24 protein-coding genes are annotated in these 17,758 nt (G+C 41.9%); 3 read left to right on the forward strand and 21 right to left on the reverse strand.

Annotated elements, in window-relative coordinates; translation table 11 throughout:
- Positions 1 to 3 precede the first annotated feature (3 nt).
- The 17 genes from M3152_RS10165 to M3152_RS10245 all read right to left on the reverse strand — a co-directional run bounded on the left by M3152_RS10165 (position 4) and on the right by M3152_RS10245 (position 10,977).
- Positions 4 to 480 (reverse strand): NUDIX hydrolase, encoded by a 477-nt coding sequence (locus M3152_RS10165; protein WP_251695005.1) that lies wholly within the window; start codon positions 478 to 480, stop codon positions 4 to 6.
- A 16-nt stretch (positions 481 to 496) separates the two neighbouring features.
- Positions 497 to 1,627: a DNA polymerase III subunit beta gene (gene dnaN / locus M3152_RS10170; protein WP_251695006.1), complete on the reverse strand. Its 1,131-nt coding sequence runs from the start codon at positions 1,625 to 1,627 to the stop codon at positions 497 to 499.
- 15 nt (positions 1,628 to 1,642) lie between these two features.
- Complete coding sequence (locus M3152_RS10175) at positions 1,643 to 2,215, reverse strand: nucleotidyltransferase family protein (RefSeq protein ID WP_251695316.1); 573 nt, start codon at positions 2,213 to 2,215, stop codon at positions 1,643 to 1,645.
- Between the two features lie 4 nt (positions 2,216 to 2,219).
- Positions 2,220 to 2,525, reverse strand: a complete 306-nt coding sequence (locus M3152_RS10180) for a DUF2087 domain-containing protein (protein ID WP_251695007.1) — start codon at positions 2,523 to 2,525, stop codon at positions 2,220 to 2,222.
- 27 nt (positions 2,526 to 2,552) lie between these two features.
- Positions 2,553 to 3,032, reverse strand: coding sequence for a tetratricopeptide repeat protein (locus M3152_RS10185; protein WP_251695008.1), 480 nt, complete (start codon positions 3,030 to 3,032; stop codon positions 2,553 to 2,555).
- A gap of 15 nt (positions 3,033 to 3,047) precedes the next feature.
- Complete coding sequence (locus tag M3152_RS10190; protein WP_251695009.1) at positions 3,048 to 3,416, reverse strand: hypothetical protein; 369 nt, start codon at positions 3,414 to 3,416, stop codon at positions 3,048 to 3,050.
- A 3-nt stretch (positions 3,417 to 3,419) separates the two neighbouring features.
- The gene (locus M3152_RS10195) at positions 3,420 to 3,974 is read right to left on the reverse strand and encodes a DUF402 domain-containing protein (RefSeq protein WP_251695010.1); all 555 of its coding nucleotides are present in this window, start codon (positions 3,972 to 3,974) and stop codon (positions 3,420 to 3,422) included.
- A gap of 17 nt (positions 3,975 to 3,991) precedes the next feature.
- A complete protein-coding gene (locus M3152_RS10200; RefSeq protein ID WP_251695011.1) occupies positions 3,992 to 4,534 on the reverse strand; it encodes a short-chain dehydrogenase in 543 nt (180 codons plus the stop codon).
- Positions 4,531 to 5,088, reverse strand: a complete 558-nt coding sequence (locus tag M3152_RS10205) for an NUDIX hydrolase (protein WP_251695012.1) — start codon at positions 5,086 to 5,088, stop codon at positions 4,531 to 4,533. Before M3152_RS10205 ends, M3152_RS10200 begins: the two co-directional genes overlap by 4 nt.
- Before the next feature lie 14 nt (positions 5,089 to 5,102).
- Positions 5,103 to 5,867, reverse strand: a complete 765-nt coding sequence (locus M3152_RS10210; protein WP_251695013.1) for an alpha/beta fold hydrolase — start codon at positions 5,865 to 5,867, stop codon at positions 5,103 to 5,105.
- Positions 5,868 to 5,879: 12 nt separating this feature from the next.
- Entirely contained in the window at positions 5,880 to 6,329 is a 450-nt protein-coding gene (locus M3152_RS10215; RefSeq protein ID WP_251695014.1) for a GNAT family N-acetyltransferase, read from the reverse strand.
- A gap of 111 nt (positions 6,330 to 6,440) precedes the next feature.
- Complete coding sequence (locus tag M3152_RS10220) at positions 6,441 to 7,091, reverse strand: SIMPL domain-containing protein (protein ID WP_251695015.1); 651 nt, start codon at positions 7,089 to 7,091, stop codon at positions 6,441 to 6,443.
- Positions 7,092 to 7,170: 79 nt separating this feature from the next.
- On the reverse strand, positions 7,171 to 7,893 hold the full coding sequence (locus tag M3152_RS10225) for an amino acid ABC transporter ATP-binding protein (protein ID WP_251695016.1): 723 nt from the start codon (positions 7,891 to 7,893) through the stop codon (positions 7,171 to 7,173).
- Complete coding sequence (locus M3152_RS10230; protein ID WP_251695017.1) at positions 7,890 to 8,621, reverse strand: amino acid ABC transporter permease; 732 nt, start codon at positions 8,619 to 8,621, stop codon at positions 7,890 to 7,892. Before M3152_RS10230 ends, M3152_RS10225 begins: the two co-directional genes overlap by 4 nt.
- A 46-nt stretch (positions 8,622 to 8,667) precedes the next feature.
- The gene (locus M3152_RS10235) at positions 8,668 to 9,465 is read right to left on the reverse strand and encodes a basic amino acid ABC transporter substrate-binding protein (RefSeq protein WP_251695018.1); all 798 of its coding nucleotides are present in this window, start codon (positions 9,463 to 9,465) and stop codon (positions 8,668 to 8,670) included.
- Positions 9,466 to 9,639: 174 nt separating this feature from the next.
- Positions 9,640 to 10,572, reverse strand: coding sequence for a heme o synthase (gene cyoE / locus M3152_RS10240; RefSeq protein ID WP_251695019.1), 933 nt, complete (start codon positions 10,570 to 10,572; stop codon positions 9,640 to 9,642).
- Between the two features lie 171 nt (positions 10,573 to 10,743).
- A complete protein-coding gene (locus M3152_RS10245) occupies positions 10,744 to 10,977 on the reverse strand; it encodes a hypothetical protein (RefSeq protein WP_251695020.1) in 234 nt (77 codons plus the stop codon).
- A gap of 124 nt (positions 10,978 to 11,101) precedes the next feature.
- Here M3152_RS10245 and M3152_RS10250 point away from each other — a divergent pair, with 124 nt between their 5' ends.
- Both M3152_RS10250 and ypfJ read left to right on the forward strand, forming a co-directional pair.
- Positions 11,102 to 11,524 carry a YusW family protein gene (locus M3152_RS10250; protein ID WP_251695021.1) on the forward strand — a complete coding sequence of 141 codons (423 nt, stop codon included), beginning with the start codon at positions 11,102 to 11,104 and terminating at the stop codon, positions 11,522 to 11,524.
- Positions 11,525 to 11,651: 127 nt separating this feature from the next.
- The gene (gene ypfJ, locus M3152_RS10255) at positions 11,652 to 12,488 is read left to right on the forward strand and encodes a KPN_02809 family neutral zinc metallopeptidase (protein ID WP_251695022.1); all 837 of its coding nucleotides are present in this window, start codon (positions 11,652 to 11,654) and stop codon (positions 12,486 to 12,488) included.
- 250 nt (positions 12,489 to 12,738) lie between these two features.
- On the opposite strand, the gene M3152_RS17995 is transcribed toward ypfJ, so the two are convergent.
- The gene (locus tag M3152_RS17995; protein ID WP_353056609.1) at positions 12,739 to 13,647 is read right to left on the reverse strand and encodes a methyl-accepting chemotaxis protein; all 909 of its coding nucleotides are present in this window, start codon (positions 13,645 to 13,647) and stop codon (positions 12,739 to 12,741) included.
- Between the two features lie 179 nt (positions 13,648 to 13,826).
- Here M3152_RS17995 and M3152_RS10270 point away from each other — a divergent pair, with 179 nt between their 5' ends.
- Entirely contained in the window at positions 13,827 to 14,636 is an 810-nt protein-coding gene (locus M3152_RS10270) for a DUF2935 domain-containing protein (RefSeq protein ID WP_251695023.1), read from the forward strand.
- Between the two features lie 7 nt (positions 14,637 to 14,643).
- Here the strand turns inward: M3152_RS10270 and nadX are convergent, their stop codons facing one another.
- The 3 genes from nadX to M3152_RS10285 all read right to left on the reverse strand — a co-directional run bounded on the left by nadX (position 14,644) and on the right by M3152_RS10285 (position 17,754).
- Positions 14,644 to 15,444, reverse strand: a complete 801-nt coding sequence (gene nadX, locus M3152_RS10275) for an aspartate dehydrogenase (RefSeq protein ID WP_285847140.1) — start codon at positions 15,442 to 15,444, stop codon at positions 14,644 to 14,646.
- A 208-nt stretch (positions 15,445 to 15,652) separates the two neighbouring features.
- A complete protein-coding gene (locus M3152_RS10280; protein WP_251695024.1) occupies positions 15,653 to 16,666 on the reverse strand; it encodes a YcjF family protein in 1,014 nt (337 codons plus the stop codon).
- A 179-nt stretch (positions 16,667 to 16,845) separates the two neighbouring features.
- Positions 16,846 to 17,754, reverse strand: a complete 909-nt coding sequence (locus tag M3152_RS10285) for an aminoglycoside phosphotransferase family protein (RefSeq protein WP_251695025.1) — start codon at positions 17,752 to 17,754, stop codon at positions 16,846 to 16,848.
- Positions 17,755 to 17,758: the final 4 nt, after the last annotated feature.

Genomic DNA, 17,758 nt, shown 5'->3' on the forward strand with positions numbered 1-17,758 from the left:
ACTTTAGTTAACTGCAGTCAAAAATGAATAATGCTTTGATAAAAATTCATCCAATATGTCCTTATGACTTGTAACGATGGTGTCGGGCAACTCATGAGGATGAAAATAGTTGAATGTAATGGACTCAACCTGATCGACCACTAAATCCCCTATTGCATTTTCTGCATAATAAGCGGTTGTCACGACATAAAATTCATCCCCGTTTGCTGCTCGAATAAAATGTTCAGGGCCAGAGTAAACATTGATTAATGTCAGTTCATCCACTTGCAGTCTAGTCTCCTCAAAAAGTTCACGCCTCGCCACGTCCTCCGTAGACTCACCTAATTCCATTAGCCCGCCTGGAATTCCCCAAGCTCCCTCCGGAAACTTCCGCTGTTGCAGCAATAACCGACCCTCTTCATCAATAACAATTACAACCGAACCGACGAATATCAATGGCCGGTGTCCAACTAACTTCCGCAATTCTTCAATATAGCCCATGTCCAAGCCCCCTGTATTATGTTCGCAGCGGTGAAATCAATTGCATATATGATGCATCATTTTCCGGCTGAATGACCGCCGGTTTCATCACTCCGCAAAAACTGATTGTCACCTGTTCTTCCTGTATCCCTTTTATGGCTTCAAGAAAAAACCGACCGTCAAAAGTCATATCAATTGTCGGTACTCCATCCAAATTGCTAATTCTTTGTTGCTCTTCAATCACTCCGATTCCTGCCGAGTTTGTTGATATTTTTAAAATACCATTGTCGATCAGAGCCAAGTGTACATTGTTATGCTTCCATTCTTCGGAGAAAACGCAAGCACGGTCTATCCCTGCTATCAATGTTTTCGTTTTCATCGTGATCTGTGTCACAAAATCTGTCGGGATTAATGATTGGGTGTTCGGATAGTTCCCTTCAATTAATACGGAATACAAAACCGTGTTTTCTGTGGAAAACACAATCATATGATTCGCTATCGAAATATGTACAGTGGCAAGGCTGGATCCTTTCAACTGTAGAATTTCAATCAAGCTTTTACTTGGAACAACGATTGAATGAACTCCTTCGGGAAAAGTGATTGGTATTTCTTTTCGCGATAGGCGGTGGGAGTCAGTTGCGGTGCAAATAAGTTTGTTCTTTTCAAACCGCATCTCAACACCTGTAAGCACCGGCTTCGTTTCACTTTTAGAGACAGCAAATATCGTTTGCTTGATCACTTCTTTTAATGAAGTAATAGCAACATCACCATAGTGAAGGATTTTGATCTCCGGCAGTTTTGGATAATCGGCTGCACGTAATCCATTCAGTCTCGTTACAATATCACCGGACCTGATGAGTACTGATTCCATATTACTAGACGATATTTCTATGTCGTCTGGCATTTTCTTTAAGAGGTTCAAAAAGTGCTTGGACAATACGACTACACTTCCTACTTCATGAACTTCAACGACAGTTTCCTCATTTATGTGAAACGGGATTTTCTTTTCAATGAATAATTCCGAATTGCCGCCTGTTAGCACTATCCCGTCTAGCGTTGCTTCGATTTTAATTCCAGACAGGATTGGAAGCAGACTTTTACTCGAACATATTTTATGTAGCTCTGACACGATTGCTGTAAACAATGAATTCTTTATAGTGAATTTCATGGAATACTCCCCTTACTACTTTTCCATTTGTAATAGTTCAACCTTATGCCATACCGACTGCCAATTCTTCTTTCGAATTCGGTGATGATAATATTCCATCTGCTCTTTTGTTTCACTAAAGTATGGTGTTGGCCGTATGTGGAAGTTGACGACATCTTCAATTCCATGCGGTGCAGTCAGCACTACCCTTCCGTCTTCATCGAGTTGCACGCCTAATGCAGTGGCTGTTTCAGGGAACTTGGCTATTGCTTCGGTGGATGACGAATAGGGATAATCATTGTTCACAGTATGCATTCTGGCTTGGTTTTTCACAGACCACGGAATACCAGGATGATGTTGTTTTAATCTATTTTCATAACGTTTTTCTATTGCTTCATTTACATTAGATCCATCAAAATAAATTACATCAATATCTGGCAAAAGTGTTCTTTCATTGAATTCATGAAGCACATCCCAGATTTTCGATCGCACGAAACCCGCACACACCCACCAATCGGGTAAATTCAAAGACTGCGCACTCCGTAAAATATCCATCATCCATTTGTCTTCCTGAATAATACGGATGATGCCATCATTAGTCTGAATCATTCTATTATCCGGCTTCCTTATTTCCAATCCAATACTCCTTCCCATCATCGCTACGATTCATGAAGCCATAGTCGATGAAAAAACGTCGAATGGTCGCAAAATCAGGATGAATCTCTTTAAGAATCGCGTTTATTTCTTTTTCCAAATAAACTTTTCCAACTTCAAACCGCTTAATTATTTCTTGGGCAATGATGTACTTCCTTTTGTCTCTGCTTGGAAACGTTTCAAGCGGACCGCCCAATCCTTTTCTAAAATAATTTCTCAACACTTTTTCTCGTTCTATCTCTGTAACTTGAAATCTCTTTTCCAATGTAATCATTCCTTTTTATTTGAATATCTACCATGTCTTATCAAGCTTGTCCGCATAGAAACCAATCGCCCTATTGTAAGAGGCGATGTCCGGATCGTTTGAAGTGTGGACAAGGCAAGTGAGCAGAATCTCCATTGCTTTTACATGTTCTCCTACGTTATATAAGGTCATTGCATAGAACGTCTTCAACGCATTGTTTTCAGGAAAACGCGCAAGTCCCCTTTCAAAGACAGCCCTTGATTTTTTATAACTCCCCAATATCCGATATGTACTGCCAAGTCCGATAATTGCACCTAAGGCATCTTCGTCGTTCAACCCCAATTGAAGCGCTTTTTCATAATAGGGAACAGCTTCTGCTTCCTTTCCCAAGACGTCAAAACTCCATGCACATTGGTAGTTGATCTCGGCACTTTTCGGATCGTCTTTTGCCATTGTCTGTAGTATTTCATTCGATTCAGTGAGTTTTCCTTCACTTCTCATTAAAATAGCTTTGTTAACTTTCTCCATCTTTCATTCCCTTTCTTATCCTTCAATCATTGCTAAATAAGGAATTTCCTCGCCATTAATAATTACAATATAGACTGGTGTATTTGTTTCATAGATAACGGTACCAATAGGAAGCTTATTTGCAGTTCCATTTCGGAATCCGAAAGCCTTCTTTTTCTGTTTTTTTATCTCTAGTACCTGCTCACCAATTGTATAATCCAACTCGAGCACCCATTCGACTCCTTCAACATTGGAATAAACAATTCCTTCATACATAAAAATATCGGCATTGTCATGAGATAGAAAATCCTTCGGTGTCGGATTTCCCTTGTAGGCCTCTTGTATGCTGGAGCAGCCAGTTAGGCTAAGAAATACAAAAATGGTTATGAGCAAAAGTCGGTTCAATACTTAGCCCTCCAATGCATTGCTAGTAGAAATATCATCGAAGTGAACTTTTGATAGTTCAAGAAGATTGAAGCTGTTTTCAGCTACCAACTTTTTAATGCGATCAAACTCTGTCCACGCAAGTGCAAATCCGGCCTCTGATATGACTTCGCTGTTGAGCGCTTCTTCTAATTCGTCAATATCTTTCTCTATTATTTCCCCATTTGGCAGTACGATCAGATCCAAAAACAAATCATCCATCCATGGACCATTCGTGAGACAATAGCCATTCTCTCTGCAAATATCGATATACCATTGGACAACTTGTCTGGTTGAATCAAAAACCGTCGTCATGGAAAAATGCTTTCCATCCGGAAAATGCTGCAGCCAACTGTATCCCTTATCCGCGATGCAGACTTCCCTTCCCTTATATGTCATGTACAGTGGCGCAGCTACATTATTCATTTCTAGCAGAGTGACATATCCTGTGAATTGCGGTGTGGAAATATATTTTTCTGCATATCCTTTCTCCACAATCCGCTTCCAATCATACCGACTGCCGTATTTACGTTTTAGCATTTGCTACACTCTCCGTTCTACCTGGGCCTTGCGCTATAGGGTATGAGCTGGCCGACAATACTTTCATCACCCATACTCATTATTTGTTGAATGACACCGTATGAAATTTCATCATTTGTCAGCCATCTGGATGTTTCCCCTTCGATAACAAAGCCTAAGAACACTTTTTCATATGTGCAATTTGTAGGGGTATGGATTTCCTCATCTTCAAAATAGCGCCGACTTCCTTTTACATGAATGAAGCGGAACGATGTCGCTTGATCATTCATTTCGCATATCTGTTCAAGCGCTCGGTAATTAGGTGTCCAGCTTACAATCAAATCAAATGGTCCTCGGTCGGCAATTGCTTCTCCGACTTCTGTGTATAGATCTTCTGAGTGATAGTCAACTTGGATTGGAAAAATCGATTCAGGAGGACTATCTGCTTTCAATCGTTTAAACTTTGTATCTGTTCGACCAATGACAGAAACTGAATACCCTTCCTTTGCTAAGAAGATGGATACACCCGCGAGCATACCTGTTCCACCAATGACGAGTGCGTGAGTATATTTCTTTTTCAATCTTTATCCCTACCATTTCTAATAAATTCTTTTGCTAACTGGTAGGCGGTTACTGTAAACAACTGTGTGATTTCCTTGTTTCGAATCATTTCTCCTATGCTAGCAAATGGGAAATGTTTTACTTCCAGAACTTCCGTTTCATCCAACACTTGTTCATATGTACGTTTTGCGCCAAGCATTAAAAAAGTTATGACCTTATTCGTCTGTGTTGCGGGATTGACCATGAACTCCCCTAAAGGAATCAGCTTTTGCTCCGAAACATATCCAGTCTCTTCACGCACTTCACGTCGAATTGCATCCTCATACGTTTCGCCTTCCTCAACTTTCCCTGCAGGTATTTCTAAATAAAAATCGTTTCCAGGATGGCGATATTGCTGTACAAGAACGATTTCTTCTTCTTCCGTCAATACGATTGCGTTCGCCCAGTCGGCATACTCATTCACGTAATAATTTTCAATAACCGTTCCGTCTGGCATTTGACAAGTGTCGTTCCTCAAATTTCCGAACGGCGATTTATATGTATATTCGCTGTTCAATACTTTCCATTTCCCCAACTGTTTTCCCTCCACTACAACTTATGTACTTTTTGATACACAATCCATTCTTCCAATATGTGATTGAACAATTCCGGTTTAGCTACCGGAAAACCGTGCCCAATATCTTGGACGAATAAAGATTCAAAATGTTCATTCCCCTTAACGATTTCCCAAACGGACTTTTTCACAAGTCCTTTCTCTTTTTCTCCGGCAGTTACTAATACTCGGGCAGTGCTTTTCGGAAAGTGGGCAGGAAGTGAGTACGACATATTTTCCTTGAGAATATTAATAAGCGTGGAGGACTTCATTTTCAGGCTTTCTTCATAATATTTCTCGAAATGCTCGCCATCCATATACAGTTGTTTCGCTTGAGCTTTCGCAAATGTCTTATTTTTGATTAGTGGAAATGTCATCTTTATCGTTGGGGCAAGTAAGGGGATCATGTACTTCATTGGTATGACAACCGCACTGTTAATCATTGCGGAATTAATTAGGGTCGGTGCAAGACTAACGATTTCCAAACAGATTTGAGCCCCTATTGAAAAACCGATAATATGTACGTCTTTCTTACCTTTCTTTTGTTCAATTAACTGAATTATTTCTAATGCATTTTCGCGAATAGAGAAGGAAGTTTCATTACTTCTATCCCCATGACCTTGCAAAGTGGGAACAAGACAATGGTAGTCCTTAAAATAGGCTATTTGCTTATCCCACATCCATCCCCCAACACCGCCCCCGTGAATGAACACGAGGAGCGGACCTTCTTTATTTCCATGTTCCATGTAATCTTTATGCAATTTGATTCCCTCCTAACCGAACCGTAAAATATGCGTGGTTTCAGAAGCGGAATCGTCGAATGAAAAACCGCCGGCTCGATAGAATGCATCAGCTTTCGCTGAATCTGTCCGAACCGTAATTTCTTTAAAATGATGTTTCGCATGATCAATAATTGATTGCAGCAATAACGTACCGACCCCATTCCGTCGTACTTCATCAAGTACGTAAAATCTTCGTAGACGTCCTTCATCGATTTCTTGTGAAAAAGGTGATTGATTGATGCCGCCAATGGCAACTATGGAGCCTGCATTGTTTCTGACACAGAATAACACTTCCCCCGGCTTATTGAATGTATTGGTGCCGTCCTCAAATTCATTCACAAGGCGGGTGACGAAACGATATCCTTCCTTTTCACTTTCTTGTACAAGTTCTGTAATATCCAATGAATTCAAGTTTTCTACCCGTTCAACCAAGTATGCCATATGCTTCTCCCCCTTAATTTTCGTTATATATAGTAAATTCAACAAAATATTTAAAAAACCTGCAAACTTACAAGAAAAGCCGATATCCCTTCATCGGATTCGGCTTTTCCGTCAATATTGAAACTCAACTCTTACCGTTGCGCTAATAATAATCTGTCCGCTCTCTATCGGGGTAGTCATTTGTTCGGATTTCGCAAACGTTTGAAACGGAACCGGCTGTCCGGCCTGTTGTTCTTCAACTATTTTTACCGGTTGCGGCTCAACTGGCAATTGCAAAGCAGTTGCAATTGTGCGGGCTTTCATTTGTGCATTCCGTAGAGCTCGGACGATCGCTTCCTGCTTATAACGTTCGGTGTCCTCCACACTGAATTGTATGTTCGAAACCCGATTCGCCCCGTTTTCCACTGCTGTATCAATAATACTTCCCACTTGTTGAATCTCTGTAATCTTTACAGAGATGGCATTGGTAACTTCATATCCTCTGAAAATCTGTTCGCCATTCACATAATCATATTTAGGTAAAATGGTGTACGAAACTGTTTGGATATTTTCTCGCGGAACACCTAAGCGTAAAAGAGATTGAATGACATTGTTCATAGCAGTGGCATTTTCCTGTTGCGCTGCACTTAATTGTTCATTCTCCGTGACGACTTCCAATTGGACCGTGGCGATGTCTGGTTCAACTGCAACTTCACCATTGCCGATCACAATAATTTTCCTTGAAGAGCGATTCACTTGGTGATGCATATAAGGATAGATCATTGTTTCCCTCCTCCCTTCACTTCTGTTAATTGTATGCAAAAAGGCATCTATGACATACCGAGCCATAGATGCCTGCAATTTATAAAATTTTACTGAAGAATGCTTTTGTCCTTTCATGTTTTGGATTCGAAAAGATTTCATCAGGCGTACCTTCTTCGACTAGCAAACCTTGATCTAAGAACAACACCCGATCTCCCATTTCTTTCGCAAAGCCCATTTCGTGAGTAACAACTACCATCGTCATCCCTTCCATGGCAAGCTGTTTCATGACATCCAGCACTTCCTTCACCATTTCCGGATCCAATGCAGACGTTGGCTCATCGAACAACATAACCTTCGGCTTCATCGCAAGCGCCCTTGCGATGGCTACACGTTGCATTTGCCCGCCTGATAATTGTTCGGGGTAGGCGTTTGCTTTATCGGAAAGCCCTACCTTTTCCAGAAGTTGCCGGGCTAAGGCTTCCGCATCTTGTTGGCTCATTTTTCGGATCTTAATCGGTGAAATCGTTATATTATCGATGACACGCATATGAGGAAAAAGGTTAAATTGCTGGAAGACCATTCCGACTTCCCGCCGGATATCATTAATATCCGTTTCCGGGTCATTGATTTTCACACCATCTATATACACTTCGCCCGCAGTAATATCCTCTAGAAGGTTGATGCACCTCAAAAATGTACTTTTTCCTGAACCACTCGGTCCAATGACACAGATGACTTCCTTTTCTTTAATGTCGTAGTCAATACCCCTAAGTACTTCCAATTGTCCGAACGACTTTTGCAGATTCCGTACTTTAATCATCGAGTTCTCCCTCCCGCCGCCAAACGCTTCATTTTTCTTGGGGAGGGGACATAGCTATTGCTGAACCGGTTTTCGACGTATGTGATGAGTCTTCCACAGATGAATGTCAAAATGAGATAAAGTATAGCAACAGTTAAATAGGGCTCCCAAAATCTGAGATTTGCCCCCGCAACTACCTTACCCGCATATAGCAAATCAGTCGCTGCAATGACCGTAACAAGAGAAGAATCTTTCAGCAGAGCAATCAGTTCGTTGCCAAGCGGTGGAATCATCCTTCTGAACGCTTGTGGAAGTATGATTAATTTCATAGCAGTGTTATGCGGCATGCCTAGCGAACGGGCAGCCTCCATCTGCCCTTTGTCGAGCGATTGTATTCCGGCACGGATGATTTCTGCGTTATAAGCAGCACTGTTAAGCATAAGCGCTACCGACCCTGATACGAAAAATCCTAAGGAATGCCCAAACATACTAGGAATTAGTGCAGTATGGATCAATAGTATTTGAACTAATAATGGAGTTCCACGGAAAAAATCAACATATATTTTCGCAGGATAGTAAATCCACTTCCGTTTCGATAATTTCCCTATGCCTACAGCTAATCCTAATAGGAATCCGCCTATATAACCTACAGCCGTCAAGGCGAGAGTTACCCAAAGCCCCCGTATAAAAAGCTCCCGGTAACTCCAAATGCTTTCAAACATATCAATACGTAAACCTAAAAACTCCATGTTCATCACCTCCAAGATGGGTATAGTTGTTGCGTTGAGCAATCAATTATTCCACATCTTGGTCAGTAATTTCTTTCAACTTCCCATTTGCTTTGATTTTTTCAATTCCATCATTCAATAAATCAAGTATTTCTTGGTTTCCTTTTTTCACCATAAGTCCGTAATACTCTTTTTCAAAGCTATCATCTTCAACCGTTTTTAATTTAACATTCGGATTTTGTGTTTGATATTCAATGATTACTGCATTATCCCCAACTGATGCATCTGCATTGCCATTGACCATTTCAGTGATTGCAAGTGGCATTGTTTCAGCAGCAACGATTTTCGAACTTGTTTTCCCTAATAGATCTTGAACAACTTTATGACCAGTCGTACTGATTTGTACCGAAACCCGCTTATCGGCTAAATCATCAAACGACTCGACATCCGAATCTTCAGGTACTAGAATCAATTGATTGGCAACGAAATATGGATCGGAGAAGTCAAAGGACTTTTCTCTCTCCTCAGTAATCGTAATGGAAGACACTGCAAAATCCACTTCACCATTATCTACTGCAGGAAATAATGGATCCCAGCCGTAGTTTTTATATTCAACTTCAAAACCGGCAGCTTCTGCGATGGCATTTACGATGTCGATATCAATTCCAATAATATTCCCTTTTTCATCCATAAACTCCATCGGTGCATATGTTGCATCGGTTCCGACGACCAATTTCCGTTTCCCACTTGTTTCATCCCCGCCTGAACCACTCGTCTTTGTAGAACCAGCGCCGCATCCGATTAGAAAAATGGATGTGCATACTAGTGCGATGCCTATCATAAAACGTTTAACTGATTTCCCCATAATGACTCCCCCTAGAATTTCTACTAATTTGCAGAATTAATTGATACTTTAATTGATTATAAACGAAAACGTTTTCATTCACAACTGAATATTTCCAATTGGTCGTCGAGACTGTATAGGCAAAACAAAAAAACTGCCCCGTTGTCAACTTTCGACAAACGGAGCAGTTCCCTCTTAGAAACTAGGCAGCGTGACAGCTACCATTAGTAAAAATAAAATCGCAATATAATTGACGGAGTACATAAACATTACATAAGCCCATCTATCATCATCTTTCGTGAAAAAACCACGGATGGAGACAATTAAGAAACCAATATTCAATATCGTAGCTAGCACGATAAATACCATTCCAAGTGATCCTAGGTAAAACGGCAACGGAAGCAAGCAGGCAATGTATACAAACATTTGACGCTTCGTCATTCTGAACCCGCGAACGACCGGAAGCATTGCTACGTTGGCCGCTTTGTATTCATTGTACTTCCTCATCGCGATTGCAAACGTGTGAGGCATTTGCCAGATAAATAAAATGATGAAAAGCAAGATCGGAACAATATGCCAAGATGGCGCGATTGCCGCCCACCCGATCATCGGTGTTACAGCTCCTGATACACTTCCAATGACTGTATTCAGTGTGTACTTCCGCTTTGTCCACATCGTGTACATGACCACGTAGGTGAACCAGCCGATGAATGCGTAAATCGCCGCCTCCATCGTTGTAAACATCAGCATGACCATTCCTATTGCCGACAAGGATATGCCGATTCCCAACACGGTCTTCAAGGAGATGTTCCCCGTTACGGTCGGACGTTTTTGAGTCCTTTTCATCACCGTGTCGATATCTACGTCATACCAGTTGTTCAGGACAAGCGCCCCACCCATTAATATCGTGCTCCCGATAATTGTCAGCCAAAACAATTTGCTGTTCGCAAGCAGGGAATCTCCCGTGAAATGAAGGGCAAGCCAAAAACCGACAAACACGGGCAGTGCATTGGCAAGCAAAACAGGCGCTTTAAAAAGCGATTTCAAGTCCGCAATTATAGTGCTCGATCTTTCTTCATCTATGATCGTGCCGTTTTCAGTATAAGTAATTTCAATATCTTTAGTCATATCTATATACGCTCCTCAGAGGTATTTCTGCAAAGTTTCATCCCTTCCATCATATCATTTCATTTGCAATAAATTAAAGGTTTACGGTTTTTTCTTTGGAATTTCAAAGAATTCCTTTATAGTTTGACACAATTTATTCAAAACTCCCGGGGAATTAAAAGAGGCCCCCGGTTAGGAAGCCATAATGCCAATGAATAATATAAAAATGAAAATGAAAATATACATTAATAGGATGAGAGCAAAGATACTTCCCATAACAATTAAGTATGCTTTTGAAAATGTATTCCGTGGATCTTGCTTATCCGTCGCCCATATAATGAGCATGACAAGCCCGACAATCGGCAAACATACAAGTACCAACGTTAAAATCCAATCTTTCAATGACATCTGTTTTTCTGTCTCCATACGTCTCACTCCACTTATGTTCTCTATATAGCAATATTGGTTCCATTCCATCCTACCATAGTATATCTGGCTGGATTGCCGGTTATGTTAGAAATAGTGGAAGCGAAAGGATGAATGATCGGATATGAAGAAATTGACTTCTATTATTTTGGCATGTTGTTTCATTGTAGTGAGTGGATGCAGCAATCAAAATCTTGTTCCAAAGACTGAAGCGAGCGACGTCGTCGATACATATGGCATCACCTCATTTACTGTTACCATCGATACGAATGAAGAGCAAGAGGCGCTGACCGCAAGTTTTAGTGAAAAAAAGGAAAGATCCGAAGCAGAATACACTAATAAAAAAGAAGAAGTCGCTTTGCATGGCAAAAAGGCGCTGAAAAAAATAATGGAAGCGTTCGAAAAAATGCAACCTGACCCTGAATCTGAAGAGACGGAAATGATCAAAAGCGCTGCGGAAGCTTTCGGATTCAAAGAGTATAAAATGATACGGTTGGAAGTGAAATTCAAAGGATATGACAGCAAAGAGATCATGTTCTCCAAATAACGCAAGGATATCGGATTCCGAAAGGCTTTCGATATCTTTTTTATGTCGGCCTATAAGTCAATGAAATGGGGTAAAGCATATGGTAACCACTTGCATTTTCATCGACGTTTTCAAGGAGGCAATTTAAATGGAATGGAAAGGTAGAAGAGGCAGCAGAAATGTGGAAGACCGGAGAGGGATGGGAGGAAAAACGCTCGTCGGCGGCGGAATCGGCGGAATCGTCATGTTGCTCATCGTCATGTTCCTAGGCGGCGACCCTGGTGATATCCTTAACAACATGACGACGCCCCCTTCGAATACGGAATATGTTGAAACAGAACAAGATAAGGAACTGGCTGAATTCGTTTCAGTCGTTTTGGCGGATACGGAAGATGTGTGGACAGAAGTCTTTGAGAAGGAAGGCATGGTTTATCGTGAACCGATTCTTGTGCTCTATTCAGGGAGTGTCCAGTCGGCATGCGGAATGGCCGGCGCAGCTGTCGGACCGTTCTATTGCCCGGCTGACGAGAAATTGTATATCGATCTGAGTTTTTATGACGAACTTCAGACGCAGTTCAAAGCACCCGGTGATTTCGCGATGGCCTATGTGGTGGCACATGAAGTCGGGCATCACGTCCAAAAGCTGTTGGGCATCACCGACGAAATGGCGAGAATACGCAGTCAAGTCAGCGAGGAAGAGTACAATAAATACTCCGTACGGCTGGAACTACAAGCGGATTATCTCGCAGGTGTCTGGGCGCACCATGCACAAGGAATGGGCGTCCTCGAGAAAGGTGATCTAGAGGAAGCTCTGAACGCGGCAAGTGCTGTCGGGGATGATACGATCCAGAAACGTGCCCGCGGCTATGTAGTGCCGGAAAGCTTCACACACGGAACTTCCGAACAGCGGAAGAACTGGTTTTATCGAGGATTTGAGGCGGGCAATTTGAAAGAGGGAGATACATTTGGCACGGGTGGACTTTGACATGGTTTATCGTGCTAAGAATGGACCCTGATGCGAAAAGAATGGGTCCTTGCTCGAAAGAATGGACCTTCGAACGGAAAGAATGAGCCCTTGTTTGAATGAATGGACCTTCGAACGGAAAGAATGAGCCCTTGTTCGAATGAATGGAGCTTCGAACGGATAGAATGGACCTTGAAGTGAATAGAATGAGCCCTTGAATATACGAAATAACAGGTGAAGGAGTGATTCTCCCTCACCTGTTATTTTTGCCTCACACGATACTCGAGACTTTCCTCGACTGATTGTCCAATTCAGACGCCGACGAAGCAATCGCGAGGAAATCGTCCATCGCAACTTCAATCCGCTGTTGACAACGGTCCACGTTTTCCTGTGCCAAGGCCGTCCCTTTGGAAATATTCTTAATTTCCGTCGTGATCGCTTCCACGCCTTCACGGACTTCCACTATCGATTTCTCCACATTAGCGGACAATTTACGAACCTCTTTCGCAACGACATCGAAGCCTCTTCCATGCTCCCCCGCCCTGGCCGCTTCAATTGCCGCATTCAAAGCGAGCAAGTTCGTTTGAGCTGCAATTTCCCGAATCGTCTTCACAATGTGTTGGATGCTTTCGGCATGCAACTGCAAATTTCCAAGTGTTTTCGTATTATCATGGGAGAGCGCTGCGATATCTTCGATGATCACTAATAATTCCTTGCTCCGCTCCATCCCGATATCTGCACGTTCTGTCAATCCTTCCGCCATCTGTCTCAGCTCTTCGACAACAGACGTGATGGAAGTTTGCCGTTTCGTAATATTAGATGCAACTTTGGAGATGCTGATGACCTTCCTGCCGTCGTGGCTGAATACCGGCATATACGTTGCTTCAAGCCATACTTTATCGCCATTCTTATCCTTCATTTCAATCTTCCCATGTTGACTGATGCCGCGCAGCAACTCCCGCCAGAACTTTTCATACGCAGCACTCCTCACATACTCATCAAAACAAAGATCGTCATGGCGGACACCGATCATTTCATCTTTTGAATACCCCATTGCATTTGCAAAAATATCGTTCACGTACGCAATTTTATGGTCCAAATCATATCGGATAATCGCAAGATTCTTCTCAAGGGCCTTCACGACATGATCGTCCGTTACTTGTTCAACCACCTGTTTCACCAAATTATCCCCCTCCAACTCATCATACTGACTTTTCTTTATAATTCGGAAAATCAGAACCTATTACTATTTAACCATAGTCGGCGTTAAAGTGGAATACCCTGGATAATTGTAATTATGGCATTCTAAAATAATCTTCCCTTCATAGAATGGTAAGTAGTATATCAGGAGGTGAAGTTTTGGATAATTCTTTTCAGCAACAGGCATCGAACGAATTACAGTTTTGGCTTCAAATTTTAGGGGATCATAGCCGCTTTATTCATGATTCACTAGCTCCAGGGCAAACAGATTGGATTGACACTGCCGCAGCTTTCATAGAACGGTTCGATAAACTATTGGACCGCTCGAAACAAACGTTAAATGAGACCGAATTGTTGTCGTTAGTAAGCCTTTCAAAAACGGAAAGTGAAGCGATACGGGAATTGAAATTGGCCATTATTAAGGAACAATTGGTCGGCAACATCAAAATTTCATTGACTCCCCCATTCATCAATCATATGGTCAATGAAGTCGAAGAAGCGATCCGGATTCTTTCCTATTTAGAAAAGGGCGAATCGCCTCCTCTTGTCCACCCGCTTCACCATGATCTATTATGGCTGCTCGATGCGGCAGGCCATGCAGGGGCAATTGATGCGACAATGGACCGCGTGGAAAAACAGCTAAAGAAAAAAAGCAGGAAATTCGTCAAAGAATGGGAAGCTTTCTATTTAAAAGCGATAGAAATGGTAGGGTTTTTGCGGACGAACGTGTCAAGATTCCCTGCTTTGGAAAAATTCCATAACGATGTGTACCTGGAAATGACCATTTTTAAAACCTTCTTAAATGAACTTGAAGAAATGGGATTGAAAAAAGAGAACTTAGGAGTGCTCACACCACTCATGGCCGATCATATGGCGCGCGAGGAATGCTATTATTTAATGAAACTCGCAGAGTCGGCAGGAACTCCCGACCCAAATTGCAATCCCGCAAAGGAAAGAGTGCAGGGGTAGTAGGCACCTATGAACCTACTACCACTGCACTATCAATGTCCGCAAGAGCTGCTAAAATACTCGCTCCCGTAATATGGCTCGTCTTCGGATTGTTCGGAGACGGGTTATTTTTAATTGTCATATCGAACTCGCCGAAAGCTCCACTTGCTTGGATATGGTGAATGTTTTGCGTTACATTCGGATCGGCAATGATTCGTACATGTGTTTTCTCGACACCAATGCCCGCCAATGACAACACGATTGCGACATTCGCATTTTTAGGGAATTGTTGAATCGCGTGCCGGGCAGCGCCTTCAAATACAATTTGCTCCGCAGTAATACGGTCAGCTGTTAACGAATGGGCAGGCTTTCGGGTCGTCAGAGTGACGGAATCCAATCGTCCATCTAATTTGGCAGCCTTTATAACATCCAACCCGCCAATCGCGCCGGATGGTAAGTAGATTCGGCGTCCACTGGCTTTAGCCGCCTGCTCTACTAGACTACCGAAGGAAGAATCAGCAAATGCTCCAATGCTGATTAACAATAGATCTTTCTGTTTGATCGTTTCAAGCGCATATGTTTTGGCTGATTCAATGGTGGAACATTCGACTACGATGTCGATGTCGGATTGCAAGAATGAGTGGATGTCATGGAATGCTTTGCATCCGTATTCCGCGGCTAATGAAGGCAGCTCATTTCTAGCTTTCTCTCGTTCATCCAAAATAGCAGTGATTTTGGTGTTTGGTAGGAGTTGTTCTATGTTTATTGTTTGGAGAAGATATGTACCTAGATTTCCTTTTCCTATTAAACCTATTTTGATTAGTATCAGTCCTTTTCATGAATATATATTATTATATATAAACCTGGACAACGTTAAACGTACCAGGTTTCAATTACAATTTATTTACCATTTACTTAGCATATAAAAGTAACTGCTTTTCCACTTCAGCCCCATTCCCCGTTTATCTTTCTAGACCAGGAAGGTTAATAGGTTATAACCTCATGGTATCAAGTGTTATTCTGTATGCCTGGTCACATCACTTCCCTATCTCTTTTTTATTCGCTTTTTTCAAAAACATTTGATAGATCGGTTTTAATGATTTTGGCGTCAATTCTATATCATTTTCATGCGCATACTTGATGGCATGTCCTAATGCGATGGTCATTCCGCCTGCTACGCTTGCGCCTGCCACCATGCCAGCACCGGGAACGAATTTCACAATTTGCCTGAAAACCGTCTTACCGATATTTCCGACAATCGTCGCGATGATCAATTCTTTTGCATTGTCCTTCGTTATTGGTTTCCCATACAATGTTGAAAGCTTTAGCATGAGACTGACTTGTAAAGCAGTCAAAGGTACGAAATCCGATCCCGGAATCGGAATGGCACCGATTGTTGCGGCGGAAGCTCCTGCTGCTAAAATCCAACGATTTGCAATGGCAGATTTATCGGCCATGTTTGCTGCCATTAGAATGTCTTTTTTTTTGACTTCTAATAAGGATAGAACTTCTTTCTGTAGCATCCCGATATTCTCCCCTGTCCGAGAAGAGATTGGCGTGACCGGATATTCATATCCTGTATGATCCTGGACATATTTTACAAGGCTCGGTATATCTTCGGCTGCATCGATTTTATTCAACACAAGAATCAGATCTTTATTCACCTTGGCAATTCTTTTTAATGACTTAAGTTCCGTTTCGGATAAAACCGTCCCTGCTGCATTCAGGAAAAATAAAATTAGGTCCGCCTGCTTATAAAACTTCATCGTTTCCTCGGAATGTTCACTGTAAATGTCATCCAGGCCAGGTGTATCGACAAAGATTATTTTATCCTTATAAGAAAACTTCTTGATTTCCTGCGTTTCACCTGGTTTTGCACCGACCTGCGCTACGTTATCTCCCATGAGACGATTGATTGTCGATGATTTGCCGGCATTTACATCACCGATCATGGCAATTAGGATTTCACTTTCCAATTGCTCATTGATTTCTGATGACTTTTCTTCAAATATTTTGTCGAATTCCTCATCTGACATCCATTGTTGATTCATCAGGATCACATCCTCTTACATTTTGTAATGGCCGCTTCCTATTCATACGGATAGTATGACTATAAGATTCACTTTCTTATTCAATACCCTATCCGTTTGTATAACATGCCTAAAAACCTGCACCTCCGAAGAGATGCAGGTTTTATTGTCAATTAGCTGGCTACCATTTACTACACCTGCTAATTTTCAATTAAAAACTTATTGAACCATTTCGCGCATTGATAGGTTTCTTTCCAATAGAGATCATTATCTTCCACCGCCCAGCAAGCATATAGAGTTGACATTGAAATTGCAGCTTTCAATAGTTTTTCGCGATTCATTTGCAAAAGTTCACATATCAGGTCGACTCTTAGCTTCAACAAATTTTCCGGATCCGGGTTTTTGAAAAGATGATTAATCATGAAGGAAACTACGTCGAAGTATGGGTCACCGACAACGCCTTTCGGATCAATCGCAAGCCAACCTCTCTCATTTGAAAACAAGATGTTTTCGTGATGCAAATCGCCATGCAGCAGTCCGTTTTCCGTTGTAGTTTGCCGAATTTCATTTAGAAACTCTGCCGCCATCATAACCCATTCATTTAGAATTGGTCCATTGTTCTTAGGGTAATTGCTTTGATATTTCGAGAAGGCGCTTGCCCAATGAAGAACAGTTGGGAAGTCGGCATCTTCCGGCAATGGTCGACGGATCTGTTTCCAAACGCGGCAGAACTGTTGAACGACGACTGTTTCATCTGTTTCCGTGCAGAGCATCGTTCCGGGTTGAAGGCTTTCGAGCAGCATGGCTCCCCGTTCAACGTCAGCTTTCACCAATTTTGCACATCCTTGCCCATTGTAAAGCTGCATTGTGCGGATTTCGTTTTCAAAATCGAATCCCGGCAAGCCCATTTTCAAGATGTACGGATAGTTGTTCTCATCCATTACATTCATGACATAGTTATAGGAAAGATTGGTGACTGGGCTCTTCAGTGTTAATCCCCAGACTTCCGCCATGTGATTTACATTACTCTCTAATGACTGAAGCCATTCTTCTCCCGGTTTTCCGAAACAGTTTCTGATTTTTTCCTGGAATGAAGTTGGTATGTCCATACAT

Origin of the sequence: Sporosarcina luteola (assembly GCF_023715245.1) — a bacterium.
GTDB lineage: Bacteria > Bacillota > Bacilli > Bacillales_A > Planococcaceae > Sporosarcina > Sporosarcina luteola_C.